We start from the raw sequence: 10,669 nt of genomic DNA on the forward strand, positions 1-10,669 counted from the left end.
CCGTGGCCACTGTGTCTGGTCTACGAGCCGGGCAATCCCGGGCAGCGCGTGGACATCCACGAGTGCGGACCGACCCTGGCCCACGCCGCGGCGTCCCGCGGAGTACCCGTCCTGCGCTACGACAGCCGGGGCACGGGCGTGAGCGACGGGGTGTTCACCCACACGACCTGGGCGCGGCGGCTGGAGGACCTGCGCGCCGCGGTGGCGCACCTGCGCACGGCCGGGGTGGCGGAGCGGTTCGTCGTGGTGGGCAACAGCGCCGGGGCCCGCCTGGCCGCGATGGCCGCCGCCGACCTGCCCGAGATCGCGGGCTCCGTGCTGTGGGGTCCCATCCTCGTGGAGGAGGAGTCGCAGGACGGCCCGGCCCCCCGGCTGCACCGGGTGGACGGCACGCTGGCCGCGGCGTGGTGCGGCCTGTGGCTCGGCGTCGCCTACACCCGCGACGACCGCGACCGCGACTACTTCGGCCTGCTGAAGGCGGCCGGCAGACCGGTGTGCACCGTCTACGGCGACGAGGAGCTCGACAGCGGCATGGCCCGGGCCCTCCTCGCCGAGACCGACCGTCGACCCGGCTGGGAGGCCGCGGTCGTGGAGGGCAGCCACGGGTTCACCGCCGCCGGGCTGGCCGCGGCGGTGGACATCTCCGTGGACTGGGCCGTCCGTCTGGGCCGGGGCGCACCGGCCCCCGCCGTATCCGCACCCGAGAGGGGAGAACTGCCGTGAACGAAGAACACGACCACGGACCGGCCGGTGCGGAGGAACCGCCCCGGCGGACGGACCGCGGGGCGGCACGGCGGAAGGAGGCGGCACGGTCGCCCCGGGCCGAACGGATCGCCAACCGCGCCCGGCCCGCGCAGTGGCGGCTGCCACCGCTGCGCATCGAGCAGTCGGAGTGCATCAGTTGCGACGCCTGCGTGGAGGCGTGCCCCTCCCAGTTCGGAGCGGTGTTCAACCTCGAACACGGGATGGTCATCGTCCCCGAGCTGTGCTCCGGGTGCGGGAAGTGCCTGCCCCCCGTCTGCCCCGTGGACTGCATCTACCCCGACGAGTCGTGGTCCCACGCCCCCGAGGAGTGGTGGTCCCAGGCGCTCGGGCCGCAGGACCCGTACGTGCAGCCGGACGGTTCGCGGCGCCCGGCGAACCTGCCCCCGCGCATCCGCCGCTGGTGACCGGCCCCGTCCGAAAACCGTGGGAACCGAAGGAGGCACAGCGATGAAGGACCCCTCCGAGGTGGTGCGGACGTACGACATCCGCGGTGTGGTGGGCGAACAGCTCGACGCCCCGCTCCTGCGGGTGTTCGGGGCGTGCTTCGCCAGGCTGACGGGTGCGCGCACCGTGCTGGTGGGCCACGACATGCGCCCGTCCTCGCCCGGTCTGGCGGAGGCGTTCGCCGAGGGCGTCCTCGACCAGGGGGTCGACGTGACGCACATCGGCAGGGTGTCCACCGACATGCTGTCCTACGCCTCGGGCGCGCTCGGCCTGCCCGGCGCGATGATCACGGCCAGCCACAACCCGCCCCGGTACAACGGGGTCAAGCTGAGCCGCGCCGGGGCGGTGCCGATGGGGTGGGACACGGGACTGCGCACGCTGCTGCGGATGGCCGAGGACGGCGGGCCCGCGCCCGTCGGGCGAGGGGTGCTGCGGACCAGGGAGGTCCTCGGCGACTACCGCGAACACCTGCTGGGCCAGGTCGACCCGGCGGGCATGCGGCCGCTGCGCGTGGCGGTCGAGGCGCTGAACGGGATGGCCGGTCTGACCGTGCCGGAGGTGCTGGGAGCGCTGCCGGTGGAGATCGTCCCCCTGGGGTTCGGGGTGGACGGCGCCTTCCCGCACAGTGACGCCGACCCCCTCCGTCCGGAGAACACCCGCGTGCTCGGCGCCGCCGTCCGGAGCCGGCGGGCCGACCTCGGGCTCGTCTTCGACGGGGACGCCGACCGGTGCGTCGTCGTGGACGAGCGGGGGGAGGTGGTCCCTCCCTCCCTGGTGGGCACCTTCCTGGCGCTGCGGGTGCTGGCCGGCGAGCCCGGGGCCACCATCGTCCACAGCGTGGTGACCTCCCGTGCGCTGACGGAGGCGGTGGCCGCGCACGGCGGACGCACCGTGCGCGCGCGGGTGGGCCACGTGTTCATGCGGGAGGCCATGATCGCCTCCGGTGCGGCCCTGGGCGTCGAGCACTCGGGCCACTACTACTTCCGCGGCCTGTGGCACGCGGACTCCGGTCTGCTGGCCGCCCTCCACGTGCTGACCCTCGCCGGCACGGACGGAAGACCCGTCTCCCGGATCGCCGAGGCCTGCCGCCGCTACGTGTCCCTGCCCGAGACCAACCTCCCCGGAGCCGAACCGGAGCGCCGGCTGGAGCGCGTCGCACGCGCGTTCACCGGCACCGGGACCACCGACCGGCTCGACGGGCTGACCGTGGACCTGCCCGACGGGTCGTGGTTCAACCTGCGCCCCTCCCAGACGGAGGATCCCGCACCGCTGAGGCTCAACGTGGAGGCACCCACCGCCGAAGCCGCGTGGGCCCTGCGCGCACGGGTGGCCTCGCTGGCCTCCGACCGGCGCGCCGATCCCATCCATCCGACACACGCTGGAGGAGAGACCGTGACCGGAAGCACCCCCGACGAGACGGCGGAGACGCAGGCGCCGAAGGCCGCCGCCGGCGCGCCGGAGAACGGCCCGGCGCAGGACGCGCAGGGCCACGACGGTCCCGACATGGCCAGGCTGTGGGAGCTGGCCTTCGGGGCGATGCCCGCCCAGATCATCCACGCCGCGGTCAAGCTGGGCGTACCGGACGCACTGTCCGCGGGGCCGCTCACGGCGGCCGAGGCGGCCGCCGCCGTGGGCGCCCACGAACCCTCGCTGCTGCGGCTGCTGCGGGGCATGGAGGGCGTGGGCATCGTCGCCGGGCAGCGGGACGGCCGCTTCGCGCTGACCCCCATGGGACGCCCGCTGTGCGCGGACGCGCACAACTCGGTGCGCGGCATGGTCCTCCTCTTCGCCGGGGAAGCGATGTGGCGCAGCTACGGCGACCTCGCCGAGACGGTGCGGACCGGCCGCAACGGCTTCGAGCGGATCCACGGGATGCCGTACTTCGACTACTACGCGCAGCACCCGGAGGAGTACGCCGTCTTCAACGAGGCCATGGGCGCCGACACCCAGGGCGTCGCCCCCGCCCTGGCGGAGGGCTACGACTTCTCCTGGTGCAAGACGGTCGTCGACGTCGGCGGCGGCAACGGGGCCCTGCTCACCGGTGTCCTGACGGCGCACCCCGGCCTGCGCGGCATCGTCTTCGACCGCGCCGAGGGGGTGGCGCAGGCCGCGGAGCGGCTCGCCGCGGCGGGCCTGGACGACCGGTGCGAGGTCGTGGCCGGGGACGCCTTCACCTCCGTGGTGCCCGGCGGCGACCTGTACGTCATCAAGAGCGTGCTGCACGACTGGGACGACGAGCACGCCCTGGCGATCCTGCGCAACTGCCGCGCCGTGCTGCCCGACCACGGCCGCCTGCTGGTGATGGAACCGCTGATGCCCGGACCGGCGGAGGACCTCGGCCCGGCGCACGGCATCGTCAGCACCGACATGGACCTGCTCGCCACCACCGGCGGCCGCGTGCGGACCGAGGCCGAGTTCGCCGCGCTGTTCGAGGAGGCCGGCCTCCGCCTGTCCCGGGTCCTGCCGCTGGGCGACCACGAGTACCTGGCCGCCGACTACCACCGCCTGGTCGAGGGCGTCCCGGCCTGATCCCCGTCCCGCGGCGCCGCGGTGCCCCGTCGCGGCGCCTCCCTCACCGGAAGGAGACTCCATGGCAACGCAGCACTCCCCCTACGGCGGTCCGTCGCCCGCGGACTTCGTACTGGTCACCCAGCGCACCGCGGCCGCCGCCGCGGCGACCGTCGGGCAGGCCGGAGGGACCCGCGAGGAAGCCCGGGCCGCCGGCGAGGCCACGGCCGGCCTGTGGCGCCCCGTCATCGCGGAGGCCTGCCAGAACGGACCCCGGTCGCCCTGGCACCTCCCCGAGCGGCTCGACTCCGAGGTCGGGGAGATCCAGATCGACGGCGACGACGCCATCATCCGGCCGGAGATAGCCGAGACGCGGCGCTGGGAGCAGGACGAGGAGGCCGCCCTGCGCAAGTACGTCACCCCGGGCTCCACCGTGCTGGACATCGGCGCGCACGTCGGCTACTTCACGCTGCTGATGTCCCAGGCGGTGCAGGAGCACGGACGGGTCTTCGCCTTCGAGGGCGACGCCTGGAACCACCAGCTCCTGGTGCAGAACGTCCTGCGCAACGGCGCCCGCAACGTCGTTCCGGTCTACGCCGCCCTGGGCGCCGAACCGGGGATCGCGCACCTGCGGCGCGACCCGGGCAACAACACCGGCGACCACCGGGTGCTGGACGAGTCCTCCGAGTGGAGCCACCCGGTGCCGGTCATCACCCTCGACAGCGTCCTGGCGGACGTGGAGGAGATCTCCTTCGCCAAGGTGGACCTCCAGGGGGCCGACCACCTGGCCATCCTGGGCATGGCGGAGACGCTGCGGCGCTGCCGGCCGCGGATGCTGGTCGAGTTCTGGCCGCCGGGCATCAAGGAGCGCGGCGACGACCCGGTCGAGGTGCTGGGCATCTACCGGTCCCTCGGCTTCGTCCGCGAGGTGGTCGACGACCTCGACATCGATCCGGAGCTGCCCGACGACGCCTTCGCGCACGCGGCGGAGAACACCGAGCGGGAGTTCGTCAACCTGCTCCTGACGCCCGAATCGCGGTAGGCCGCCGTGAGCGGCTTGACGGATCGTGAACCGGCCCCGGTCGGCGTCGCCCGGCCGGGGCTCGGAGGGCCACGTCCGCCCGCGCTGCTGCTGGACTCGGGGGGCGTGCTGATGCTCGTCGACGGAAGGATCCTGTCCTCCTACGCCGGCCGTTCCGGCGTCCGGGTCTCCGCCGCCCGTGCGCGCCGCGCCGTCTCGCTGGCCGCCCGCGACCGGGACTTCGGCTGGCCGGACGGCCCGCCGGGCGGCCCGGAGCACGAGGCGTTCGCCCGCCAGTGGGCACTCCACGCCGGATGCCCGCCCGAGGTCGGCGTCGCCCTGTGGGAGGCCGTGGCCCGCGAGGTGCCCGACACCGTCCTGTGGGGGGTGGTGAACCCGGACGCGCGGGCCCTGCTGGAGCGGCTGCCCCGCACCACGCAGCGGTACGTGATCAGCAACGCACGCGGCCACGCGTACGCCGAGCTGGCGCAGGCCGGGCTGCTGGACCAGTTGGACGGCGTGCTGGACTCGCACGTCGTCGGAGTGGCCAAGCCGGACCCGCGCATCTTCCGGATGGCCGCGGTGGCGCTCGACCGGCCCCTGGACACCTGCTGGTACCTGACCGACACCCTCGACGGAGCCCCGGCGGGCCACCCGGCGACCCTCCTGTACGACCCGTACGGGATCTACCCCGACGGGAAGGGGCGGTACGAGCGCGTCCGCACCCTGGGCGAGGTGGCCAGAATGCCGGCGTTCGCGCACCGCCGCGGCGCGACGAGAGGAGACATCGCATGACAGGCCGTCAGGACGGGGCGCGGGGCGACACGGCACTGGTCACCGGCGCAGCGGGGTTCATCGGCGCTCGCCTGGTGGCGGCCCTGGCCGGGAGCGGCCGACGGGTCGTGGCCGTGGACCGGGTGCCGTGGGACGCGGCCGAGCGGCTGCACCCGCTGGCCGGCCGCCTGGCCGGCCACTACCACCAGGTCGATCTGCGGGACACCGCCGCCCTGGGCGAACTGGTGGCCGGATCACGGTGGGTCTTCCACCTGGCCGCCAACACCGAGAACCGCTCCTGGGCGGGGTCGGCCCGGGCCGATCTGGAGACGACGGTGGGCGGCACCGTCAGCCTGGTCGAGGCGTGCGCCCACCACCCTCCCGAAGTCGTCGTCATGACGTCGAGCCAACTGGTCTACGGCGACCAGCCGAACCTGCCGGAACAGGAGGAGAAGCGCGTACCGCGGCCCACCACCCGGTTCGGTGCGGGGAAGGCGGCGGCGGAGGCGTTCTTGTCGGCGGGCGCCGCGGAGGTGGGGTTCACGGCGATCGCGGCCAGGCTGTCGAACATCATCGGCCCGGGGATGCGGCGCGGCATCGTCTACGACTTCGTCACCCGGCTCGCCGAGGACCCGTCCGGGCTGGAGGTGCTGGGAGACGGCCGCCAGACCCGCAGCTACCTGCACGTCTCCGACTGCGTGACAGCGCTGACCACACTCGCCGGGGCGGGGTCCGGGACCGGCCGCGGAGCGGCCGGGAACGCCGGGATCGCCACGTTCGACGTCTGCAACACCGACGTGGCCAGCGCGGCCGAGGTGGCCCGGATCGCCCTGTCCGAACACCCCTCGGGCGGCGGGGAGGTGCGGTTCGCCGGCGGCGACCGCGGCTGGCGCGGCGACGTGCCCACGCTGCGCCTGACGCCGCAGAGGCTGTCGGAACTCGGCTGGCGGCCCCGGCTGTCCTCGGCGGAAGCGGTTCGCGCGGCCGTCCGGGAACTGGCCGCCGAACTGGGCGGCTGGAACGCGGACGGAGCACGGACCGGTGCCGCGTCCCGCCCGGCCTGAGGAAGGAGACACGCGCATGGCTCTGCAAGCCGTCCTCCTCGACCGCGACGGCGTACTCAACCAGAACCGGCCCGGGCACGTGACCCGGCCGGAGCACTGGCGGTGGCTGCCGGGCGCCATCGACGCGTGCCGGCGGCTCGCCGCGCTCGGGCTGCGGCTGGCCGTGGTCACCAACCAGGCCGTCATCGGCCGGGGGCTGCTGACGGAGGCCGGACTCTCCGACCTGCACGCACGGATGCGGGCGGACCTGGCCTCGGCCGGGGTGCCGCCCCCGGCGGTCCACCACTGCCCGCACCGGCCCGAGGACGGGTGCGACTGCCGCAAGCCCCGGCCCGGGCTGCTGCTGCGGGCCCTGCGCGACCTGTCGGTGGAGCCGGCCCGGGCCCTGCTCGTCGGCGACCACGACACCGACCTGGCCGCCGCCGCGGCCGCAGGCTGCTGGTCGCTGCACGTGCGCAGCGGCCGCGGCGTCCCGACCCCGCCGCGGCCGGGGCACCTGGGCAGCGTCACCGACCTGTCGGCGGCGGTGGACGTGGTAACCGCTCTGGGGGGTTCCGGCTGGTTCGGCGCGACCCTTCCCGCCGACGGCACCGGACGACTCCCGCGCATCGTTGAAGAGGAGGTGCCGTTGTGAAACGGGCACTGATCACCGGCGTCACCGGACAGGACGGCTCCTACCTGGCCGAGTACCTGGTGCGCAACGGGTACGAGGTGTGGGGCCTGGTCCGGGGGCAGTCCAACCCGCACCGGGCCCGGGTGCAGCGGCTGGTCGAGGAACTGCGGTTCGTCGAAGGCGACCTGCTGGACCAGAGCAGCCTGGTGAAGGCGGTGGACCTGGTGCAACCGGACGAGGTCTACAACCTGGCGGCCATCTCCTACGTGCCGCTGTCCTGGCAGCAGGCCGAGCTGACCGGCGAGGTGACCGGACTGGGCGTGCTGCGCATGCTGGAAGCGATCCGCATGGTCAGCGGCATCAACGGGTCGGGCAGCGCGCCGCGCGGCCAGATCCGCTTCTACCAGGCATCGTCCTCGGAGATGTTCGGCAAGGTCAGGGAGGTGCCGCAGAACGAGTTCACCCCCTTCTACCCGCGCAGTCCGTACGGCGCCGCGAAGGCGTACGGTCACTTCATCACCCGCAACTACCGGGAGTCCTACGGCCTGTTCGCGGCGTCCGGGATCCTGTTCAACCACGAGTCGCCGCGCCGGGGCCGCGAGTTCGTCACCCGGAAGATATCCCGGGCCGTCGCCCGCATCCGGCTGGGCATGCAGCAGGAGCTGCGGCTGGGGAACCTCGACGCGGTCCGCGACTGGGGTTTCGCGGGCGACTACGTCCGGGCCATGCACGCGATCCTGGCCCAGGAGACCCCGGTGGACTACGTGGTGGGGACGGGCCGCACCCACTCCGTGCGGGACGCGGTGCGCATGGCCTTCGCCGCCGTGGACCTCGACTGGGAGCGCTACGTGGTGGTCGACCCGGCCCTGGTGCGCCCGGCCGAAGTGGATCTCCTGTGCGCGGACGCGAAGAACGCGCGCACCCGGCTGGGCTGGGAGCCGCAGGTGAGCTTCCCGGAGTTGATGCGGATGATGGTCGAGGCGGACCTGGAGCGCACGGCCAGGGAGCGCGACGCGAGCGGCCCGCTGGCGGACTGGTAGGCCGGGCCGCAGCAGGACCGGAGGCACGGCCGCCGCCGTGGCGCGGCCGTGCCTCCGGCCCGCGCCTCCTCCGCCGCGGCGCCGTCGTGGACGTGGAGGCGGTGCGGGACCTCCGGGCACTCCGGGAAAGACGATCAAAAACGGTCAAAAATGGTCGTGAAAGGCGGCGACCGGACCACCGCGCAGTCCCCGGAGGCTCCTCCGGGCGGTCGGAACCGCCCGGGTCCGGGTCGTCCCTCCCGGGGCGGGTGGCAGCGTGCCGGCCCGACGGGCCCGCGGTCGCGCTCCCGCGACAGGAAACCGGCGGTGCCCCGGGCTGCACCGGGCCGCGGTCCGCCGCGCGCTCTTCCCGGCGAAGGCCGCGGGTAAAGCGCTCCTCCCGGCGCCGCCGGGCCGGACGGTGGCCGGCGGGCCTCTGATCGGCGTCTCCGACGGCACCCCCGGACCCGGTGACGCTCCAGGCCATCCGATCCACAGGGGCGACGGCCACGCCGGACCCGCAGGCCGGCGGCCCTCTCGCCGCACCGCGAAGAAGACGAACGGGCCCCGTCGCGGTGGACCGTGGCGAACCCCTCGGCCCGGCCCCGTCGCATGCGCGCCGTCACCAGCGAGGACCGGGGCCGCTCGCCGGGCGCCGCCGTGTGGACCCGCGTCCCTCAGGCGGGGAGCAGCCGCCCGGCCTCGCTCCTCCGGCGCGTACCGGTGAACCGGGAGCGCATCCTGCGGTCGTGCGAGACGAGCACGAGCGTTCCCGGGTACTCCGCGAGGGCCTGCTCCAGTTCCTCGGCCAGCGCCGGGGAGAGGTGGTTGGTCGGTTCGTCGAGAAGCAGCAGGTCCACGGGACGGGTCAGTAACCGGGCCAGTGCCAGGCGGCGGCGCTGGCCGACCGACAGCCCGGCCTCCGGGAGCGCGAGGTCCTCCTCCCGGAACAGGCCCAGTGTGAGAAGGGCCGGGGCGTGCTCCTCCGGCTCTCCGGGCAGCCCCGCCGCGAAGGCGGCCAGGAGCGATCGCCGGGACGTCACGGCGGGCACGTCCTGCGGTAGCAGGCCGATACGCTCGGGCAGGCGCACCGTTCCCGCGTCGGGCACGAGCTCGCGTGCCAGGACGCCGAGCAGGGTGGACTTCCCGGCACCGTTCGGTCCGGTCACCAGCAGCCGTTCACCGGGGCGCAGACTCAGCCGGTCCACTCGCAGCCGCGTGCCGACGACGACGTCCACCAGTTCCACGAGGGGCTCGGGTCCGCCGGCGGCCGGGGCGCCCGGTGCCACGTGCTCCGGGGACTCCGGGGAGCGGTCCGGGACCGGTTCCGCCACGGACGGCCCGAACCCGGGCGGCGGGGTGAAGCGCAGTGGGGCGGGCGGCAGCGGCACCGGATTCTCGCGCAGCCGGCGCAGCCTCTCCCGGGCCTGGCGCACACGCGCCGACATCTGACCCTCGACCGAACGCTGGTGTCCGGCGAATCGCGGGCTCTCGGTGAGCCGCCAGCCGGTGGAGAGGCGGTGCGACCCGGCTTCGGCCAGTTTCTCCTGCCGGGCGACCTCGCTCCGCCACTCCTGGTACTCCCGTTCCCAGCGGTGCCGCTCGGCCGCCTTCCGTTCGAGGTAGCCCGTCCAGCCGTCGCCGTACCGGATGAGGGTGTGCCGGTCACCGTCCACCTCCACGATGCCGTCGGTGACCCGTTCCAGGAAGTCGCGGTCGTGGGTGGCCATGACGAGGGTGCCGCGGTACCGGGCCAGCTTCTTCTCCAGCCAGGCCAGCGCGTCGTCGTCGAGGTGGTTCGTCGGCTCGTCGAGCAGGAGCAGGGCGGGTTCGGAGGCCAGGGCGCAGGCCAGGGCGAGCCGGGACTGCTCGCCGCCCGACAGCGTTCCCAGTGCGCGGTCACGGTCCAGTCCGGGCAGCCCGAGCCGGTCCAGGGCGGTGCCGAGCCGGGCCTCGGCGCGGTAGCCGTCCCTGGCCTCGTACTGCGCCACCGCATCGGAGTACCGGCGCAGCGCCGCCTCGTCCGCACTCCCCAGTGCCGCCTCGGCCTCCCTCATCTGCCTCTCCAGCGCCCGCAGATCGGCGAGGGCCTCGTCCACGAAGGCGCGCACCGGCAGGTGCGGCGGCAGGTCCACGGACTGCGCGAGGTAGGCCAGACCGCCTTCCGCGATGACCTTGACGGTGCCCTCCGAGGGCGTTTCCCGCCCTGCGAGCAGGCGGAGCACGGTCGACTTCCCGGAGCCGTTCTCCCCGATCACCCCGAGGCGCTCGCCCGGTCTGACGGTCAGGGACACGCGGTCCAGCACCAACCGCCCCGGATAGCCGACCGACACGTCGCGCACCACCACTTGAGTCACTGCGCAATCCCCTCGTGGTCACCGTCGTGTTGCGGCCACGACCCTACGGGACTTCCTCTCCCGGCATCACAGGACGCGGAGCCGGGGAACCGGCGGTGCGGGGG

At 74.4% G+C, this 10,669-nt stretch carries 9 protein-coding genes; 8 read left to right on the top strand and 1 reads right to left on the bottom strand.

Annotation, left to right across the window (positions count from 1 at the left end):
- From VE546_RS18765 to VE546_RS18800, 8 genes are all read left to right on the top strand, one after another.
- Positions 1-723, top strand: a 723-nt coding sequence (locus VE546_RS18765) for an alpha/beta fold hydrolase (RefSeq protein ID WP_324923806.1), incomplete at its 5' end; no start/stop codon positions are given.
- Positions 720-1,169, top strand: coding sequence for an indolepyruvate ferredoxin oxidoreductase subunit alpha (locus VE546_RS18770; protein WP_324923808.1), 450 nt, complete (start codon positions 720-722; stop codon positions 1,167-1,169). The genes VE546_RS18765 and VE546_RS18770, both read left to right, overlap by 4 nt.
- A 43-nt stretch (positions 1,170-1,212) precedes the next feature.
- Complete coding sequence (locus tag VE546_RS18775; RefSeq protein WP_324923810.1) at positions 1,213-3,738, top strand: methyltransferase; 2,526 nt, start codon at positions 1,213-1,215, stop codon at positions 3,736-3,738.
- 61 nt (positions 3,739-3,799) lie between these two features.
- Positions 3,800-4,759, top strand: a complete 960-nt coding sequence (locus VE546_RS18780; protein ID WP_324923812.1) for an FkbM family methyltransferase — start codon at positions 3,800-3,802, stop codon at positions 4,757-4,759.
- Between the two features lie 15 nt (positions 4,760-4,774).
- The gene (locus tag VE546_RS18785) at positions 4,775-5,533 is read left to right on the top strand and encodes an HAD family hydrolase (RefSeq protein ID WP_324923814.1); all 759 of its coding nucleotides are present in this window, start codon (positions 4,775-4,777) and stop codon (positions 5,531-5,533) included.
- On the top strand, positions 5,530-6,576 hold the full coding sequence (locus VE546_RS18790) for an NAD-dependent epimerase/dehydratase family protein (protein WP_324923816.1): 1,047 nt from the start codon (positions 5,530-5,532) through the stop codon (positions 6,574-6,576). Before VE546_RS18785 ends, VE546_RS18790 begins: the two co-directional genes overlap by 4 nt.
- A 16-nt stretch (positions 6,577-6,592) precedes the next feature.
- The gene (locus tag VE546_RS18795) at positions 6,593-7,210 is read left to right on the top strand and encodes an HAD family hydrolase (RefSeq protein WP_324923817.1); all 618 of its coding nucleotides are present in this window, start codon (positions 6,593-6,595) and stop codon (positions 7,208-7,210) included.
- Entirely contained in the window at positions 7,207-8,229 is a 1,023-nt protein-coding gene (locus VE546_RS18800; protein ID WP_324923819.1) for a GDP-mannose 4,6-dehydratase, read from the top strand. Before VE546_RS18795 ends, VE546_RS18800 begins: the two co-directional genes overlap by 4 nt.
- A gap of 656 nt (positions 8,230-8,885) precedes the next feature.
- On the opposite strand, the gene VE546_RS18805 is transcribed toward VE546_RS18800, so the two are convergent.
- Complete coding sequence (locus VE546_RS18805; RefSeq protein ID WP_324923821.1) at positions 8,886-10,565, bottom strand: ABC-F family ATP-binding cassette domain-containing protein; 1,680 nt, start codon at positions 10,563-10,565, stop codon at positions 8,886-8,888.
- Between the last annotated feature and the right edge of the window lie 104 nt (positions 10,566-10,669).

The organism is Streptomyces sp. (assembly GCF_035644915.1).
Taxonomy (GTDB): Bacteria; Actinomycetota; Actinomycetes; order Streptomycetales; family Streptomycetaceae; genus Streptomyces.